Source organism: Sorangium sp. So ce124 (genome assembly GCF_051525235.1).
Taxonomy (GTDB): domain Bacteria; phylum Myxococcota_A; class Polyangia; order Polyangiales; family Polyangiaceae; genus Sorangium; species Sorangium atrum.
Window position 1 is genome coordinate 3,713,275 of sequence record NZ_CP150312.1, and the last position, 17,781, is coordinate 3,731,055.

The following is a 17,781-nucleotide window of genomic DNA, read 5'->3' on the forward strand; positions in this document are numbered from 1 at the left end:
CGAAGCTCTCCAGCGCCCTGTCGCGCTCTGCGAAGCCCGCCTGGCGTCAGCGCGTCATGTCGAAGAAGTCGTCGATCCACACCACGTCGCCCGCCGCCTCGGCGCGCGCGTAAGCCCACCTCGCCACGGCGAGGTCGAGCGTCCCCATGCCGAACGGCGAGAACACGATCGGCTTCGTCCGCGGCGCCGCGCGCTGCCCGAGGAGCACCTGGGCGAGCGTCCCCGTGACGAACTCGCGCCCGCCGGACTCCTGCTCTGCGAGGTGCAGCGACGTCCCGGCGCTCATCACGTGCTCGACGCTGTCCACGACGTTGAACGAGGAGAGGACGATGCGCGGCGACAGGTCGCGCAGCGACAGGTGCAGCACCACCGGCGCGTGCGAGAACCAGGCCGGATCGTGGACGTGCGGCGTGGCGGCCGAGGTCGTGAAGACGAGGAGATCGCTCCGCCGCACCACCGACTCCAGGTCCTTCGCCACATGGACGTCGCGGCGCCGCTCCGGCGCGAAGGCGACCTCGCGGAACCGCTCTGGCTCCGCGGGGTTCGTGTCGAACAGGAGCACCTCCGGGATCTCCCAGCCGAGGCGCGACAGGAAGGACACCACGTACCGCGCGATGAGCCCTGTCCCGACGATGCCGAGCGTGCCCGCGCGCCGCCCCCCGGAGAGCGCCGCCGCGGCCGAGACCGCCGACGCCGCGGTGCGCGCCGCCGAGATGATCGAGCCCTCGAGGCAAGCGAACGGATAGCCGTTGTCCGCCCGGTTGAGGACGATCACCGCCGACGCCCGGGGGATGCCTTGCCGGATGTTCGCCGGATAGCTGGCTATCCACTTGATCCCCGACACGGGCTCACCACCGCCGAGGTGGGCTGGAAGCGCGATGATCCGCGCGTCCGGCCGGTCGGGGAAGCGGAGGAAATAGCTGTTGGGACAGACCACCTCTCCCCGGTGGCCTGCGAGGTACACGTCCTCGACCGCCTTGACGCACTCCTCGGGGCTCTCCTCGATGAGGCGGCGGATGACATTGCCAGATACCACACCAAAGCGCATCGCTCATCCCTCGGCGTAACGCGACGCCCAAGCAGGGTTGTAAACAGTGTCCAGATAAGGCACGCCGCGGTCCGCGCAGAGGAACAGGACCTTCGGCCTCACGAGGCCGGTCGCCTTGCTGAAATAGCGCTGGATCGCGGCGTAGACCGTCCCCGTCGAGCCGCCGACGAGCAGCTTGTGGCGGTCGAGGAGGGTCCGGCACGCGGCGATCGACTCGACCTCGGGCACGATCACCACATCGTCGATCAGCGCCTCGCGGAGCAGATCCGGCACGACCCCCGCGCCGATGCCCGGGATGCGCCGCGGCCGCGGCGGGCCGCCGAAGATCACCGAGCCCTCGGCGTCCACCGCGACGATCTTCACGCCCGGGAAGTGCTCCTTCAGGCGCCGCGAGAGCCCCGCGATCGTCCCCGCCGAGCTCACGGCGACGAACACGAAATCGAGGGCCGTGAACGCCTCGCAGATCTCCCGCCCCGTCGTGTGGAAATGGGCCATCATCCCGTCAGGGTTCTTGTACTGGTTGGGCCAGTAAGAGCTCGGGAGCGCGGCGCAGAGCGACTGCACCCGGGCGAGCCGCGTCTTCAGGAATCCCCCGGTGTCGTCGCGCTCCTCCACCTTCACGACCCTCGCGCAGAGCGAGCGGAGCACGTGCTCGTTCACCGCGGAGATGTGGGGATCGATCACGGGGATGTAGTCGAGCCCGAGGAGCTGAGCGTACGCGGCGAGCGCGATCGCGAAGTTGCCTGACGACGACTCCACGACCGTCGTCCGCGGGTCGACCTCGCCGCGCTCGATCGCCGTCTTCAGGATCCAGAGCGCGGGGCGGTCCTTGATGCTCCCGACCGCGTTGCAGTACTCGAGCTTCACGGAGAGATCGAGCCGCTCGTGCTCGAGCTTCACGACCGGCGTCCCACGGAGCATGCTGACGAGCGTGGCCGCCCGCGCCAGGAGTTGCTCTTGTTTAAGCATGCAAGCTTCACCACCCTCAAGACATCGGACAGGCGACGCGCGAGCGGACGAGGGCCCTCGCGCCAAAGGCTCACCACGAGACGACGGACAGGCGCTCTCGCGCTAGGCTCCTCGCGGGCGCAGGGAGACGAGCCGCTCCGCCCAGAGGCCCTCGAGCTCCTGGGCCGCCTTCTGCGCGCGCGCGGGCTCGTCCACGCCGGCGTCCGCGAGCAGCTCGGCCAGGGAGCGCGCCCCGTCCGCGCGCATCAGCGCCTCGCCCAGGTCGGCCGACACGCTCACCCGCGCGCCGGCGTCGTACGTGTTCCGGAGCTCGAAGACCGTGGCCGCGCGATCCATCGCCACGAAGCGGCGGATCTGGTCCACGCGGACGTGCCTCGGGATGTCGACAGCGAGCGTCGCCACGTCCTCCCACGTCCACGCGCGCTTCTCGACGAAGAAGCCGCCGATCGCGAGGTAGGTGAGCCCGGTGGTCAGGAAGCTCGTTACCACGTCGTGCGCGGAGTCGACGATCGGCTCCACGTTGTTGTTGAACGAGGTGTTGAGCAGCACCGGCACGCCCGTCCTGTCCTTGAACGCCTTGAGGACGCCCCAGAAATGCGGGTTCGAGCCCCGCGCCACCGTCTGGACGCGGGCCGTGCCGTCCACGTGCGTCGTCGCCCCGAGGACGCTCCGCTTGTCCTCTCGGACCTTCAGCACGAAGATCATGAACGGGAACTCGTCCTCACCGGGCGGGAGCTCGAAGAACTCGCGCGCGTCCTCCGCGAGGACGGCCGGCGCGAACGGCCGATAGGCCTCTCGCTTCTTGACCATCGCGTTCACGAGGTCCTTGTTCGCGGCCGGCCTCGGGTCGGCCAGGATGCTCCTGTGCCCGAGCGCCCGGGGCCCGAACTCCGATCCTCCCTGCGCCCAGCCGACGGCGGCCCCGGCGGCGATCACCTCGGCGACGCGCCCCGGCAGATCCTCGGCGCGCTCGTGGCGGAGGAAGCGGGACCACGCCGAGAGCTCGCGCTCGATCTCGGCCTCGCCGCCCACGTCGCGGCCCCAGAACACGTGCTCGATCCGCCGCCGCGACTTCAGCGCTCCCGCGGCGAGCGTCGTGTGCAGCGCCGCCCCGAGCGCGCAGCCCGCGTCGTGCGCCGCCGGCTGCACGAAGACGCGCTCGAACATCCCCGAATAGAGGATCTTCCCGTTCATCGTGCAGTTGTGCGCGACCCCGCCGGCCAGGCAGAGCCGCGTCTTGCCCGTGGCCTCGCGCTCGTGGCGGATCACGTGCAGCGCGAGCGCCTCCAGCGCCTCCTGCAGCGACGCCGCGACGTCGCGGTGCTGCTGGGTGAAGGGCCCGCCCTTCCTGCGCACCTCGATCGCCTGCGCCAGCGCGCCCACGCGGTCGCGGTGGATCTCGTAGTCTCCGTCCGGCAAGAGCGTGTAGAGCGAGCTCATCAGCGCGCGGTACCTCGCCGGATCGCCGTAGGGCGCGAGCCCCATCACCTTGTACTCGTCGAACACCCCGTATCCGAGGAGCGCGATGACGGAGACATAGAAGTTCCCGAGCGACTTCGACTCCGGGATCGTCTTCAGCACGTCGATCCTGTCGCCCGAGCCCACGGCCACGAGGCCAGACAGGAAGTCTCCCGACCCGTCGATCGCCACGATCAGGCTGTCGTCGTACCCTGACAGCAGGTACGTGCTCGCCGCGTGCGCCTGGTGGTGCGGCACGAACACGATCTTGTCGCGGTCGATCGGGCGCCCCAGGCCCTGGCCGAGCTTCGCCGCGAGCAGCGTGCGCGCGTCGATCCGCGGCAGCGCGCCCCCGGTCAGGAGCCGCACCCGCCCGAGGAGCGCATTGCAGTACTCCTCGCTCGCGTAGAACGCGATCCGGTCCACACGATCGATGTCGACGCCGCCCCGGGCGAGGCAGAAGCGGATCGCCTCGATGGGGAACTTGTTGGAGTGCTTGATGCGGTTGAGCCGCTCCTCCTCGATCCCCGCGATGACCTCCCCGCCGTCGACGAGCACGGCCGCGCCGTCGTGCGTGAAGCTCTTCGGGATGTCGTACATCTCCTCGTGGGCGAAGCTCAACCCGCCGGATAGGCCCAGCGTCAGCATGTCTCCTCCTTGCCGCTCGCGCTCATCGCGCCATCGAGCCACGGCGACGACGCCGCGCCGTCGAACTCGCCCTCTCCGAGCGCTCGTCGCCCGTGGGCGCGCTCGATGACGGCGTTCACCTCCGGCCCGAGCGGGCCGAAGACGACCTCCTTGCACAGGCGCTCCAGGGCGCCGTCCCCCGCGTACGCGCGCGCGCCGACGATGCCGCGCGCCGCCGAGACGGTCTCCTCGGCGCACCTCGTCCCCGTGTACTTCGCGGCCCCGGCCAGCTCGTAGAGCCGCGGCAGCCGCTCGGCGCGGTCCCTCGCGGAGGCGATCGTGCCCATCGCCTCGCCCGCCTCGCGGACCGCCGCGCACGCGGCGCGGTAGCGGATCACGAGGCGGCCGATATCCACGACCATGCCGTCCAGCTCGGCGAGCGGCGCCCCGTCCCGGCCGCGCACCGTACGGAGGAACCGGCGCGACTCGTCGATCGCCTGCGCCGCGGCGCCGAGGTACAGCGATGGAATCAGCACCTGGTGCCACACCATCTCGAACAGGAGGAGCTGCACCACCTCCGGCCCGGGGCCGCCGAGCAGGAGGTCCTCCTCCGGCACGAAGAGATCGTGGAACACGATCCGGCGTGTATCGGAGTCGAGCATCGCGTCCGGGAACAGGTACGGGCCTATCTCGACGGCCGGGTTGCCCCGCGGGCGTGTCATGAACACCGCGGGGAAACCCTCCTCCAGCGCCGTCGTGAAGATCAGGAGATCTCCCTCGGTCGCGAGGGACGTGTACGACGCGGCGCCGCTCACCACGTGGCCTCCGGGCACCTTCCGCGCCCGCGTCCCCACCGCGTTCACGCGGTCCGCGTGGACCCGCGAGTTCGTGTTGGCCACGAGCCGGCGCCCCTCGACGACCTCCGAGAGCAGCGCGCGCCGCCGCGCGTCGAGCCGCGCGTCGTCCGCGATGGGGAAGGTGGCTATCGCGGAGGTCACGTAGAAATGGTTCTCCACAGCGAGCGCGACAGCAGGGGAGATCCCCGCGAGCCGGTGCAGCACGTGCGCGCACGCGCGGAACAGGCCTGCTGCGTCTCCCTCGTAGATGCGCCCCAAGAAGGGCAGATCCGTCGACCGGAACACCCGGTAGAAGGCCGGCAGATCCCGCTCCGCGAGCGCCTTCTTCAGCGCTTCTGCCGCGAGCTGCGTCTGCCGATCGAGGTCGATCCTCGGGCGCGCCTTGCGTCCAGCGCTCATGGTCATGTCATCCGAGCTCACAGCGCTCTTCTCCTTGCACCCGTCGTGTCCCGAGCCCCGCGGCCGCTCCGGCCTGCGTCGTCTCTTCCCTGTGCGCCCGGCCGGCGCGCTCACTGCACGTCCGTGAGGCCGGCGCGCTCTTCACGCGCGTCTGGCTTCGGCGCCCGCTCTTCACCCGCGCTCGGCCGGCGCGAGCCGGACCAGCCGCTCCGTCCAGAGGGCCCAGAGCTCGCCCGCGACGTCGGCCCCCGCGCCGTCGAGCAGCGACGACAGCGGCCGGCTCCCGTCGGCCTTCACCAGCGCCTCGTACGCGGGGCGCGAGATCTTGCGGCGGATCCCGCGGTCGTAGCTCGTCCGCAGCTCCCACGCGTCGCCGATGCGCGCGCCGTCGAGCCACCCGCGCGTGCGGCACACCTGGGTCGAGCGCGGGATCTCCACGACCATGCCGAGCCTGGCCTCCAGCGACGGGCCCTTCCCGCGGACGAGCACGTCGTCCACGAAGGCGGCCTCGAGGCGGCTCGTCAGGAGCAGCGCGACAACGTCGTCGACCGTCTCGGCGGGCGGCTCCGCCCCGTGATCGAGCGACGTCGCGAGCAGCGCCCCGACCCCGGAGATCTCCTTGAACGCGCAGAGCAGCGCGAACAGCCGGGGATCCGCCTCCTTCAGCACCACCTGCGCGCGGACCGTGCCGTCCGCGTGCAGCGCCGCGGCGAGCGCCGCGCGGCGCTCGCGCCTCACGCGGAGGGCGAAGCTCTTCCAGCGCAGCTGCTCGGCCGGGCACGGCAGCATCAGGCACTCGGCCGCGTCCTCGGCGAGCATCGCGACCGACAGCGGCCGGTGCGGCGCGCGCCGCTTCAGCTCGTTCAGCGCCTCCCGCCGCCGCTCGTCCCGCGGATCGGCGACGATCGCGCGGCGCCCGAGCGCAACGAGCCCCATCTCCGATCGCCCGTTCGCCCAGCCCACGGCGGCGCCCCCGGCGATCAGCTCCGCGGCCTCGCGGGCCGGATCGGCCGGACGCTCCGCCGTCACGAGCGCGCCCCAGCGCCTGAGCGCCGGGATCACCGCGTCCGCGTTCCCGATGTCCGTCCCCCAGGCCACGTTGTCGAGCGGGGCGCGGCGCGGCGGCGCGTCGCTCGCGAAGAGCGCGGCCCCGAGGGCGCAGCCCGCGTCGTGCGCCGCGGGCTGCACGAACACCTCGTCGAACAGGCCGCTCGCGAGGACGCGCGAGTTGACGGCGCAGATCTGCGCCCCCCCGCCGGCCAGGCACAGCCGCCGGAGCCCGCTCTTCGTGCGGTGGTGGCGCAGCACGTGGAGCACGATCTCGGAGATCGCCTCTTCCAGCGCGGCGATCACGTCCTTGTGCGCCTGCTCCACCGGGTCGCCGCGCAGCCTGCCCGGCGCCTTCGAGAGCACCGCCGCGAGGTTCTGGAAGGCGAGATCGTAGTCGCCGTCCGGCAGCAGCCTGTACACCTCGCGCATCGCGCCGCGGAGCGCGGCAGGGTCGCCCTGCGGGGCGAGCTCCATCGCCTCGGCCTCCTCGAACGGGCTGTATCCGAGCGCGCGGATCGTGCGATGGCACAGCTCGCCGAGCGACTTCTGCGGTGAGAAGGCCGCGAGCGACGTGAGGCACGACCGGCTCCCGCTCGCCGACGTCCCGGCGAGGACCCCGCCCTCGTTGTCGATGACGTAGACGAGCGCCTGATCGAAGCCCGACACCGCGATGGCGCTCACCGCGTGGGTCATCATGTGCGGCACGAAGACGAGCCGCGCCGGATCGATCGCGCACCGCATCTCCCGCTGGATGGCCGCGTGCAGCAGCCCGCGCGCGTCCGGCACGCCGGCGAGCTCCGGGAACGCCGCGCGCAGGCGCCCGACGAGCAGGTTGGCCGTCTCCTCGCCTGAATAATAGGCGATCCGGTCCACGTCCGAGAGCGCGACGCCTCGCTGTCTCAGGCAGGCGCGCAGCGCGTCGAACGGGAACTTGTTCGTCCGCCGGACGCGGTTCAGCCGCTCTTCCTCAATGGCGGCCACCACCTGCCCGTCCTCGACCAGCACGGCCGCCGCGTCGTACGTGAAGAATTGCGGCGAGTCGTAGCGGCAGTCGTAGACGGGATCCAAGCCTCCTGCGAGGCCCAGAGTCAGCATGCGCTCCTCCATCCTTCTCGGTCGGGACGTCTACCGCCCTCCCGGGTTCCGTCTCAGCCGTTTCGCAAGGGTCGTTCCATCGAACGGCGCGACGGTTCCGGCGGCGCCCTCGGGAGGGGGTGATCTATTTCGTTAAGATTCTTTAAGAAGCTGGAGAAATGTGGAGCGATGGGGGGCGAGCGCCGCGCGGATCTTCGCCGACGCGCGCTCGAGGATCTCGGTGCTCTGGAGATCCTTCGGCTTGATACCGAGCTTCGCGAGGCGGCTGTAAACGTACGGCAACGAGCGATCGATTCGCCGCGACAGCTCGCGCGCGTTCCTGGTCTCGCTGGCCCACGTCAGGAAAAGGAGGTCGTAGAGCTTCTCGACCTCTTGTGGGTGCACCTGGGATACCGCCGCTGTGTCGTCGTGGGGGGGCGCGGCCTGCTGGGCCAGGAGGTCGAGCGCGCACGCGGCCCGCCAGTTTTGCTCGACGGTCCGCTCCGGGTCTCGCACGAGGAAGTACCGCTCGACGGCGTTGCGGAGCTCGCGGACGTTGCCCCTGTACACTCCGTTGCTCGCGAGCTCGCCGATGGCGCTCACCTCGCGCGCGGGGAGGAGCGTGCGGTAGCGCTCCCCCAGCTCCAGGGCGAGGACCCGCGAGAGGCTGCGCAGGTCCTCCCGGCTGGGCGGCGGCACGACGATGGTGAGCACGCTGAGCCGGAAGAACAGGTCGGCTCGAAACGTCTTGTCGAGACCGGCGGCGAGGTCCCGGTTCGTGGCGGCGAGGACGCGGACGTCGACGCTCTTCTCCTCGCTGCCGCCCACGGGCCAGAACGAGCCGTCCGCAAGGAAGCGGAGGAGCTTCGCCTGCGCCTCCGCCGGCAGCTCGCCGATCTCGTCGAGGAACAGGCTGCCTCCGGACGCGAGCTCGACCACGCCGCGCTTCGATACGGTCGCCCCCGTGTACGCGCCGCGCACGTGGCCGAACAGCTCGCTCTCGAACAGCGTTTGCGTGAGGGCCGCGCAGTTGACGGTGATGAGTCGGTGCTTCGAACGCTTGCTGTGCTGATGGATGTCGCGCGCGAGGATGTCTTTCCCCGCTCCGGTCGGCCCGACGATCAGGACCGAGCAGTCTGCGGACGCTGCCTGTTTCGCGAACCCGAGCGCCCTGCGCCGCGCCTCCGAGTGCGCGACGAATCTCCAAGAGCTGGTCATCGATCCTCTCCTGATTCTTCATGACGGAAACAGTTGTTGTCTCACTCCGCCCGCGAGTACGGGCATTTGGCAACATATCGTTTCCCGAGCGCGCGCCTCCGGCCGCGCGCCGCCGCGCATGCGCCGGCCGAGCCATCTCGACGGCGGGCTCCAGGGGACGCGCGACGAGCGCGCGCGGGCGGGCGGTGCAAACGAACGCCGGAGCAGGAACGCGCTCGCCATGATGTTCGCGGGGGCGGCTCCGGAAACATGGAGTCGGCCGCCTGAACGGCGCTTGTTATTCGTGTATCGGTGCGGCCATGCGCGGAGGGGTGGAACAGCAAAGGAGAACGGTGGCGATGAGGGGGTCGAGCGTTCCCGCGGGAAGCGCGGCGCGCTGACGGCGGCTCCTTCGACGACGGCTGAGCCTGGCGCGCGCCCGACAGCGGCTGAGCCCGTCACCTTTCTATGCCTGATGCCAGCGCTGCTGCGTTCCCCGTAGGCGCATCAGGCCTTTCCTTCGTGCCGCAAGCCGGAGCCGCAGGAGCCGCGCGAGCTGCGCAGATCCGCGGATGCCTGTCGCTTCGTTCGCAGTAGATTCTGCCGCCGGAGGCAACCGAGGGATGACCGGAACGTCGGACGAACAGCAGACGAGCGGCCACGTGGACGGCGCCAACCTGCAGGCGATGGCAGCGCGGCTCGTCGACGCGGCGTGCGAGGGCGTGGCGCCTCGCCTGCCGCGCGCCACCTACCGCGTGCAGCTCAACAAGGACTTTACCTTCGAGCAGGCGCGGCGGGTCGTCGCCTACCTCGACGCCCTCGGCGTCAGCGATCTCTACTCGTCGCCGTTCTTCAAGGCGCGCCCCGAGAGCATGCACGGCTACGACCTCGTCGACCACAACGCGCTCAACCCCGCGATCGGCGAGCGCGCCGATCTCGACCGGCTCACCGGCGAGCTCGCGGCGCACGGCATGGGCCTGCTGCTCGACTTCGTGCCCAACCACATGGGCATCGGCACCGCCGAGAACGCCTGGTGGAGCGACGTCCTCCAGAACGGCCCGAGCTCGCTCTACGCGCCGTTCTTCGACATCGACTGGGCGCCGCTCAAGTCGGAGCTCAAGCACAAGGTGCTGCTCCCCGTGCTCGGCGACCACTTCGGGCGCGTGCTCGAGCGCGGCGAGCTCACGATCGAGTTCGACAACGGCGCGTTCGTGCTCCGGTACTTCGATCACGTCTTCCCGGTGAACCCGCGGACGTACGGCATGATCATCGGGCCGCTCGTGCCCGGGCTCGTCGCCGCGCTCGGCGAGGAGCACGACGCGCTCCTCGAGCTGCAGAGCATCCTCACCGGGCTCCGCAACATGCCGCCGCGGACCGAGACGCAGCGGGCCAAGGTGATCGAGCGGCGTCGGGAGAAGGAGATCCTCAGGCGGCGGCTCGCGTCGCTCGTCGCGGACTCGCCCGACATCGCGGCGGCCGTGGCCGAGGGCGTCCTGCGCATCAACGGCAAGGCGGGCGATCCGCGGAGCTTCGATCCGATCGAGGCGCTGCTCGAGGAGCAGGCCTACCGCCTCAGCTTCTGGCGCACCGCCGCCGAGGAGATCAACTACCGCCGGTTCTTCGACATCAACGACCTCGCCGCGATCCGGATGGAGCACCGGCCGGTGTTCGCCGAGGCGCACCGCCTCGTCTTCGAGCTCTGCGAGCGGGGCCAGGTCACGGGGCTGCGCATCGACCACCCCGACGGCCTCTGGGACCCGATCGGCTACTTCGAGGATCTCCAGCAGGGCTACGTGATCGAGCGCTGCCGGCGCCGCTTCCTCGCCGAGGCTGCGGGCGAGCCGGAGCTGCGGCACGACCCGCGCCGCCGCCCCGAGGCCCGGTTCGCCCGGCTGGAGCCGGCCCTCCGCGCGGCCCTCTCGGAGCGCGCCGCGCGCGGCGCGCTGGACGCGCGGCCGCTCTACGTCGTCGTCGAGAAGATCCTCGCGCGCGGCGAGACGCTGCCCGAGGCCTGGCCCGTCCATGGGACGAGCGGCTACGACTTCACCGCGCTCGTGGGCGAGCTCTTCGTCGACGCCTCGAGCGAGGGGCAGATGAACGCGATCTACGAGCGGTTCATCGGGGACCACATGGCGTTCGAGGCGCTCGTCTACGAGAAGAAGAAGGTGATCCTCCGGACGGCCCTGGCGAGCGAGCTCAACGTGCTCACCCACGCCCTGAACCGGCTCACCGAGCGCGACCGCCGCTTCCGCGACTTCACCCTGGGCTCGCTCAACGAGGCCCTGCGCGAGGTCATCGCGTGCTTCCCGGTCTACCGCACCTACATCAACGATCGGACGCCGGCGATCTCCGATCACGACCGCGTCGCCATCGGCCGCGCCGTCGCCCTCGCGCGCCGGCAGAACCCGACGATGGAGGGATCCATCTTCACGTTCGTGCGCTCGGTCCTCATGCTCGACGGCACGGATCTCTTCCCTGACGAGGACCGGCACCTTTTCTGCGACTTCGTGATGAAGTTCCAGCAGCTCACCGGGCCGGTGATGGCCAAGGGGCTCGAGGACACGTCGTTCTACATCTACAACCGGCTCGTGTCGCTGAACGAGGTCGGGGGCGAGCCCGAGCGCTACGGATCGAGCGTCCTCGCGTTCCACCGCGGCAACGTGCAGCGGCACAGGGCGTGGCCGTACTCGATGCTCGCGACGTCGACGCACGACACGAAGCGGAGCGAGGACGTGCGGGCGCGCATCAGCGTGCTCTCGGAGCTGCCGTCGGCCTGGGAGGAGGCGCTCCACCGCGCCGCCGCCGCCGCCGCGCCGCTCAAGGCCGAGATCGAGGGCCGCCTCGCGCCGGACAGCAACGAGGAGTACCTCTTCTACCAGACCCTCCTCGGCAGCCTGCCGATCGAGCCGCTGCTCGGCGGCGAACGCGAGCCACCCGGCCCGCGCGCGCCCGAGGGGGACGCGCTCTCGGCGTACGCGGACCGCCTCGTGGAGTACATGCGCAAGGCCACGAAGGAGGCGAAGGTCAACACGTCCTGGATCGACGCGCAGCCCGAGTACGACGCGGCCGTCGAGGCGTTCGTCCGCAAGGCGCTCTCGTCCGCGGAGGTCCTGGGCGCGCTCCTGCCGCTCGCGCGCGAGGTCGCGTACCACGGCATGTGGGGCTCGGTCTCGCAGACGCTGCTGAAGCTCACCTCGCCGGGCGTGCCCGACATCTACCAGGGCAACGAGGTGTGGGACTTCAGCCTCGTCGACCCGGACAACCGCCGCCCGGTCGACTACGCCGTGCGCGAGCGGGCGCTCGCGGAGCTCCGCGCGCGCCGACGATCGAGCGGCGGGGGCCGCGCGCTCGCGCGCGAGCTCTGCGCCGAGGCGCGCGACGGCCGCGTGAAGCTGTTCGTCACGCACGTCGCGCTCGAGCTGCGCCGGCGCCACCCGGAGCTCTTCGGGGCCGACGGGGACTACGCGCCGCGCGCCGTGATCGGCGAGCGCGAGGCCCACGTCGTCTCCTTCGCGCGCCGCGCGCCGGACGGGCGCTCGATCGTCGTTGTCGCGCCCCGGTTCAGCGCGCGGCTGCTCGGCGGCGCCTGCTCCCCGCCGATCGGCGCGGCCTGGGCGGGCACGTCGGTCGACGTGGAGCCCGGCCTCTACACCGATCTCTTCACCGGCGCCGAGCTCGAGGCGTCGCCCTCCGCCGCTCCGCCGCCCGGCTCGGACGCGCCGCCCGAGCCGGGCGGCGGCGCGGCGCTCCCGCTCGACCGCGTGCTCTCCGATTTCCCCGTCGCCCTGCTCCTGCGGGCGGCGCAGCGAGGCCAGTGACATGAAGGCGATGCGCACGATGGGCGCGTGGATCGAGGGCGGCGCGGTCCGCTTCCGCGTCTGGGCGCCCGACCACGATCGGATCGAGATCGTCACCTACGGGGCCGACGGCCAGGAGGTCACGGGCGCGCTGCCGGCGGCCCCGACCGGCGACGGCTACTTCGAGGCGACGGCGCCGGGCCTCGGGGCCGGCGCGCTCTACAAGGTGCGGATCGACGGCGAGGGGCCGTTCCCGGACCCGTACTCCCGCGCGCAGCCGCTCGGGGTCCACGGCCCGTCGGCGGCCTTTGACCCCTCGTTCGCGTGGACGGACGCGGGGTGGCGGGGCGTCGCGCTCGAGGATCTCGTCCTCTACGAGGTCCACGTCGGCGCGGCGACCCCGGAGGGCACGTTCGACGCGCTCATCGGGCAGCTCGCCGATCTCCGGGAGCTCGGGATCACGGCGATCGAGCTCATGCCGGTCGCGAGCTTCCCGGGCGAGCGCGGGTGGGGGTACGACGGGGTCGACCTCTTCGCGCCGCTCGCGGCCTACGGCGGCCCGGCGGGCCTGCGCCGCCTGGTCGACGCGGCCCACGCCGCGGGGCTCGGCGTGATCCTCGACTGCGTCTACAACCACTTCGGCCCCGACGGGAACTACCTCCGCGCCTACGCGACGCGCTACTTCACCGATCGGCACAAGACGCCCTGGGGCGACGCGGTGAACTACGACGGCGCGGGCGCCGAGCAGGTCCGCGCGCTCGTCCTCGAGAACGTCGAGATGTGGATCCGCGACTTCCACATCGACGGCCTCCGCCTCGACGCGACCCACGCGATCGTCGACGACTCCGAGCCGCACATCCTCCGGGAGATCGGCGAGCGCGCGCGGGCGGCCGGCGAGGGGCGGCGCGTCCTGGTGATCGCCGAGGACAGCCACAACGACGCGCGCCTCGTGACGCCCGTCGAGCAGGGCGGGTACGGCCTCGACGCTGTGTGGTCCGACGACTTCCACCACGAGCTGCGCGTCCTGTTCGCCGGGGATCGCGACGGCTACTTCGAGGATCACACGGGCACCGCCGAGGACATCGCGGCGACGATCCGCAAGGGGTGGCTCTACGAGGGGCAGATCTCGAAGCACGCGGGCAAGCCGCGGGGCACGCCCGCGGATCCGGTGCCGCCGCCGCGCTTCGTCCACTGCATCCAGAACCACGATCAGATCGGCAACCGCGCCGTCGGCGATCGGCTCGGGGACAAGGTGAGCCCGGCGGCCTTCCGGACGATGTCGGCGCTGCTCCTGCTCACGCCGTACACGCCGCTCCTGTTCATGGGCCAGGAGTGGAACGCGCGGACGCCGTTCCAGTACTTCACCGATCACGAGGCCGAGCTCGGCCGGCTCGTGACCGAGGGCCGCCGGCGCGAGTTCCAGTACTTCGCGGCGTTCGCCGGCGAGGAGGTGCCGGATCCGCAGGACCCGCGGACGTTCCAGCGCTCGAAGCTCGATCACGCCGAGCGGCGGCGGCCCGAGCACGCCGGCGTGCTCGCGTGGTACCGCGAGCTCCTCCGCCTCCGCGCCTCGCACCCCGCGCTGCGGAGCCGCGCGCGCGGCGCCTTCTCGGCCGACGCGCTCTCGCCGGACGCGATCTGCGTCGAGCGCCGCGGCGGCGGCGTCGCCGTGATCGCGCTCTGCGCGCTCCGGGGCGCGCTCTCGCTCGACCTCGGCCGCCCGGAGGCGCGGGCGCTCGCGTTCAGCGAGGAGCCGCGGTTCGGCGGCGCGGCGCGGCGGCCGCCGCTCGAGCGCGGCCGGGTGGAGATCGAGGGGCCGGCGGTCCTGATCGTCGAGGTGCCCGATCCTTCCGGGGCGCCGTGCTGAAGCCCGTCACGTTCACGCCCATCGGCGTGGTGCGCACGCCGTTCTCCGACAAGGTGAGCGCGCCGCGGCAGCCCCACGCGGCGGGGAGCGCCGAGGGGACCATCGAGCTCGTGCCGGGCCTCGGGCTGGAGCACGCGCTCTCGGACATCGAGGGGTGGGACTACCTCTGGGTGGTGTTCTGGTTCCACCTCAACGAGGGCTGGCGCCCGAAGGTGCTGCCGCCGAGGAGCGCCGGCAAGCGGCGCGGCGTGCTGTCGACGCGCTCGCCGCACCGCCCGAACCCCATCGGCCTCAGCGCGGTGAGGCTCCTCGCGGTGGACGGGCTCACCCTGCGCGTCGGCGGCGTGGACATGATCGACGGCACGCCGGTGCTCGATCTCAAGCCCTACGTGCCGTACGCGGACGCCCACCCGCACGCGCGCACCGGCTGGCTCACGCCGCTCGCGGAGGAGCCGGGCGGCGGGGCGCCGGTCGATCCCGAGCCCGGCTTCGAGGTGGCGTGGTGCGCGCGCGCCGCCGAGCAGGCCGCGTGGATCGAGGAGGCGCACGGCTTCGCGCTGCGCGAGCGCGTGGACCGGGTGCTCGCGCTCGGCCCGCAGCCGCACCCCTACCGCCGGATCCGCGCCGACGGGGACGCGATGCGCCTCGCCGTGACGTCGTGGCGTGTGCGGTTCAGGGCCGATGGGCGGCGGATCGACGTGCTGTCGGTGGCGACGGGCTACCGCGAGAAGGAGCTCGTCGGCGGCGAGGGCCCCGATCTCGAGGCGCACCGGCGGTTCGTGGAGCGGTTCGGCCGCGGCTAGCGATCGGCGATCGACCGGCGCGCCGCCTGCTCGCCAGCCACGCGCAGATCGCCTGGTTTTCCGCGGATCTCGCGTGACGATTCACGCGCGCGCCGCTTGCAGCATGCGCTCGAGGCGGACAAATGCTGAGTGTGCTCATCGGGGACATCTCGGGTGGTTATCGGGCCAGCGGGCCCGACGGAGACGCCTGCTGACGGTGCGGCCGGAGCGTCATTGCAGCTCGGCTGACCAGGGGGTGAGCCCCCTTCATTGCGCGCCCTCGCCGGTTCTGTACGCGGCCTCGCCGGACGACGGCCGCGGCGACAGGGGGCAGATCGCGGGGGAGCTGCAGCTGAAGGCGGCCCTCCTGGACCGGCTCGGCGAGGCGGCCCTCGCGTGGGAGCTCGGCGGATCGAGCGCGATCGTGTACTTCGGCGCCGGGGCCGAGCAGCTCTACGGCTTCCAGGCGCGCGACGCCCTCGGGCGGTCGAGCCACGATCTCCTGCGCACCGCCCTGCCGGCGCCGCTCGCGCAGATCGAGGCGGCGCTCCTGCGTGACGGCCTCTGGGACGGCGAGCTCCGGCGTACGACCCGCGACGGCCGGGAGATCCTCGTCGAGAGCCGCCTGCGGCTCGTGGAAGGGGTGGAGCGCCGGCGGCTCGTCCTGGAGACCGGGCGCGAGAGCACCGCCAAGCGGCGCGCCGAGGAGGCCCTGCGCGACAGCGAGGCGTGCTTCCGCAACATGGCCGATCACGCGCCCGTCATGAGCTGGATGACGGGCATCGACGGCGGCTGCACGTACGCGAGCCGGGGCTGGCTGGACTTCTCGGGCCAGACCGAGGCGGCCGCCCTGGGCACCGGCTGGCTCGAGGCGGTGCACCCCGAGGACCGGTCGGCGGCCGATGAGGCGTTCCAGCGAGCCCACGAGCGGCGCGACGCCTACAGGATGGATTTCCGCGTGCGCCGCCGCGACGGCGTGTACCGCTGGTGCATCGACTCGGCCGCTCCGCGGCTCGGCCCGGGCGGCGAGTTCCTCGGCTACGTCGGCTCGATCATCGACATCACCGAGCGCAAGGAGGCGGAGCTCCAGCTGCAGGAGCGGGAGGAGGGGCTGCGCCGCGCCATCATGGAGACCCCGTTCCCCATCATGATCCACGCCGAGGACGGGCAGGTCGTCTGCGTCAACCGCGCGTGGACGGACATCAGCGGGTACACCCACGAGCAGATCCCCACCGTGACGGCGTGGTACGACAGGGCGTACGGGGCGACGGGGGCCGCCGTCCGCGCCAGGGTGGCGTCCCTGTTCGATCTGAAGGCGGCCTCGGACGAGAACGAGCTCACCATCATCACGGCGAGCGGCGCCAGGCGGACGTGGGTCTTCAGCGCGGCGCCGCTGGGGAAGGACGCGGCGGGCCGACGGCTCCTGGTCTCCATCGCCCACGACATCACCGAGCGGAAGCGGGCCGGCGACGCCTGGGAGGCGACGCTGAGGGAAGCGGACCAGAACAAAGATGCGTTCCTGGCGATGCTGGCGCACGAGCTGCGCAATCCGCTCGGGCCCATCCGCCATGCGGTGGAGATCCTGCGGAGCACCGGGATGGAGCAGCCATCGCTCCGGCGGGCGTGCGGCGTGATCGAGCGGCAGGTGGCGCACATGGCCCGGCTGGTGGACGACCTGCTCGACGTGTCGCGCGTGGCGCGCGGGAGGATCCAGCTGAGGAAGGAGCGCTGCGACCTGTCCCGGCTGGTCCGGCAGACCGCCGAGGACTACCGCAGCACGCTCGAGGCGAGCGGCCTGGAGCTCCAGCTGGAGCTGCCGGCCGAGCCGCTCTGGGTCTCCGGCGATCCCACGCGCCTGTCGCAGGCGGTCAGCAACGTGCTGCACAACGCCAACAAGTTCACCGACGCCGGCGGTCGGGTGACGGTCGCGCTCTCGGCGACGTCGGACGGCTCCGCCGCGATCCGCGTCCGCGATACCGGCATCGGCGTGGAGCCGGCGACGCTGGCGCGCATGTTCGAGCCGTTCAGCCAGGCCGAGCGCAGCCTGGACCGCAACCGGGGCGGGCTCGGGCTGGGGCTGGCGCTCGTGAAGGGTCTTGTCGAACTCCACGGCGGCGCGGCGTCGGCCGAGAGCGCGGGCGTCGGCCACGGGACGGAGATCGCCCTCCGCCTGCCGCTCGCGCGCGGGCCCGAGGCGTCCCCGGAGCGCGCCGCGCCGCCGCCGCGCCCCGACTCGAGGCCGGCCGGCGCCGCGAGGTCGCTGCGCGTCCTGATCATCGAGGACAACGAGGACGCCGCCGAGATGCTGCAGGTGCTCCTCACGATGAACGGCCATCAGGTCGAGGTGGCCCTGTCCGGGGTCGCGGGGGTGGAAGCGGCCCGCTCGTTCCGGCCGGAGGTCATCCTGTGCGACATCGGCCTCCCCGGCGGGATGGACGGCTGCGGCGTGGCGCGGGCCTTGAAGGCCTTGGAGGAGAGCGCGGACGTCGCCCCGTCGCTGATGATCGCGCTGACGGGTTATGGCCAGGAGCGGGACCAGCGCCGGGTCCGCGAGGCCGGCTTCGATATGCACTTCATCAAGCCGATCGATCCGGGCTCGTTGCAGAGCCTCCTGGCCTCCGTGGCGACGCGGGCGTGACGGCGACGAGGGCGCCGG

10 protein-coding genes are annotated in these 17,781 nt (G+C 72.0%); 4 read left to right on the forward strand and 6 right to left on the reverse strand.

Going from position 1 to position 17,781, the window contains the following annotated elements:
- Positions 1–46 precede the first annotated feature (46 nt).
- The 6 genes from sbnB to WMF19_RS14160 form a co-directional block, all read right to left on the reverse strand.
- Positions 47–1,036 carry a 2,3-diaminopropionate biosynthesis protein SbnB gene (gene sbnB, locus WMF19_RS14135; RefSeq protein ID WP_437899602.1) on the reverse strand — a complete coding sequence of 330 codons (990 nt, stop codon included), beginning with the start codon at positions 1,034–1,036 and terminating at the stop codon, positions 47–49.
- A 15-nt stretch (positions 1,037–1,051) separates the two neighbouring features.
- Positions 1,052–2,017, reverse strand: coding sequence for a 2,3-diaminopropionate biosynthesis protein SbnA (sbnA, locus tag WMF19_RS14140; protein WP_437329117.1), 966 nt, complete (start codon positions 2,015–2,017; stop codon positions 1,052–1,054).
- A gap of 102 nt (positions 2,018–2,119) precedes the next feature.
- Positions 2,120–4,123 (reverse strand): carbamoyltransferase family protein, encoded by a 2,004-nt coding sequence (locus tag WMF19_RS14145; RefSeq protein ID WP_437899603.1) that lies wholly within the window; start codon positions 4,121–4,123, stop codon positions 2,120–2,122.
- Positions 4,117–5,358, reverse strand: a complete 1,242-nt coding sequence (locus WMF19_RS14150; protein ID WP_437329119.1) for an acyl-CoA dehydrogenase family protein — start codon at positions 5,356–5,358, stop codon at positions 4,117–4,119. The genes WMF19_RS14145 and WMF19_RS14150 overlap by 7 nt, the downstream gene beginning before the upstream one ends.
- Before the next feature lie 171 nt (positions 5,359–5,529).
- The gene (locus WMF19_RS14155; protein WP_437899604.1) at positions 5,530–7,503 is read right to left on the reverse strand and encodes a carbamoyltransferase C-terminal domain-containing protein; all 1,974 of its coding nucleotides are present in this window, start codon (positions 7,501–7,503) and stop codon (positions 5,530–5,532) included.
- A 132-nt stretch (positions 7,504–7,635) separates the two neighbouring features.
- Complete coding sequence (locus WMF19_RS14160) at positions 7,636–8,700, reverse strand: sigma 54-interacting transcriptional regulator (RefSeq protein ID WP_437899606.1); 1,065 nt, start codon at positions 8,698–8,700, stop codon at positions 7,636–7,638.
- Positions 8,701–9,302: 602 nt separating this feature from the next.
- On the opposite strand from WMF19_RS14160, the gene treY reads away from it, so the two are divergent.
- The 4 genes from treY to WMF19_RS14180 all read left to right on the forward strand — a co-directional run bounded on the left by treY (position 9,303) and on the right by WMF19_RS14180 (position 17,763).
- Positions 9,303–12,497: a malto-oligosyltrehalose synthase gene (treY, locus tag WMF19_RS14165; protein ID WP_437899607.1), complete on the forward strand. Its 3,195-nt coding sequence runs from the start codon at positions 9,303–9,305 to the stop codon at positions 12,495–12,497.
- A gap of 1 nt (position 12,498) precedes the next feature.
- Positions 12,499–14,343: a malto-oligosyltrehalose trehalohydrolase gene (gene treZ / locus WMF19_RS14170; RefSeq protein WP_437899608.1), complete on the forward strand. Its 1,845-nt coding sequence runs from the start codon at positions 12,499–12,501 to the stop codon at positions 14,341–14,343.
- Positions 14,337–15,146 carry a tRNA (N6-threonylcarbamoyladenosine(37)-N6)-methyltransferase TrmO gene (tsaA, locus tag WMF19_RS14175; protein ID WP_437899609.1) on the forward strand — a complete coding sequence of 270 codons (810 nt, stop codon included), beginning with the start codon at positions 14,337–14,339 and terminating at the stop codon, positions 15,144–15,146. The genes treZ and tsaA overlap by 7 nt, the downstream gene beginning before the upstream one ends.
- Positions 15,147–15,381: 235 nt before the next feature.
- Entirely contained in the window at positions 15,382–17,763 is a 2,382-nt protein-coding gene (locus WMF19_RS14180; RefSeq protein ID WP_437899610.1) for a PAS domain S-box protein, read from the forward strand.
- Positions 17,764–17,781 lie beyond the last annotated feature (18 nt).

Coding starts and splice junctions, on each gene's coding strand:
- WMF19_RS14150 (WP_437329119.1), bottom strand. CDS start 5,358: ATGAGCGCTGGACGCAAGGCGCGCCCGAGGATCGACCTCGATCGGCAG.
- WMF19_RS14145 (WP_437899603.1), bottom strand. CDS start 4,123: ATGCTGACGCTGGGCCTATCCGGCGGGTTGAGCTTCGCCCACGAGGAG.
- WMF19_RS14160 (WP_437899606.1), bottom strand. CDS start 8,700: ATGACCAGCTCTTGGAGATTCGTCGCGCACTCGGAGGCGCGGCGCAGG.
- WMF19_RS14155 (WP_437899604.1), bottom strand. CDS start 7,503: ATGCTGACTCTGGGCCTCGCAGGAGGCTTGGATCCCGTCTACGACTGC.
- sbnA (WP_437329117.1), bottom strand. CDS start 2,017: ATGCTTAAACAAGAGCAACTCCTGGCGCGGGCGGCCACGCTCGTCAGC.
- treZ (WP_437899608.1), top strand. CDS start 12,499: ATGAAGGCGATGCGCACGATGGGCGCGTGGATCGAGGGCGGCGCGGTC.
- treY (WP_437899607.1), top strand. CDS start 9,303: ATGACCGGAACGTCGGACGAACAGCAGACGAGCGGCCACGTGGACGGC.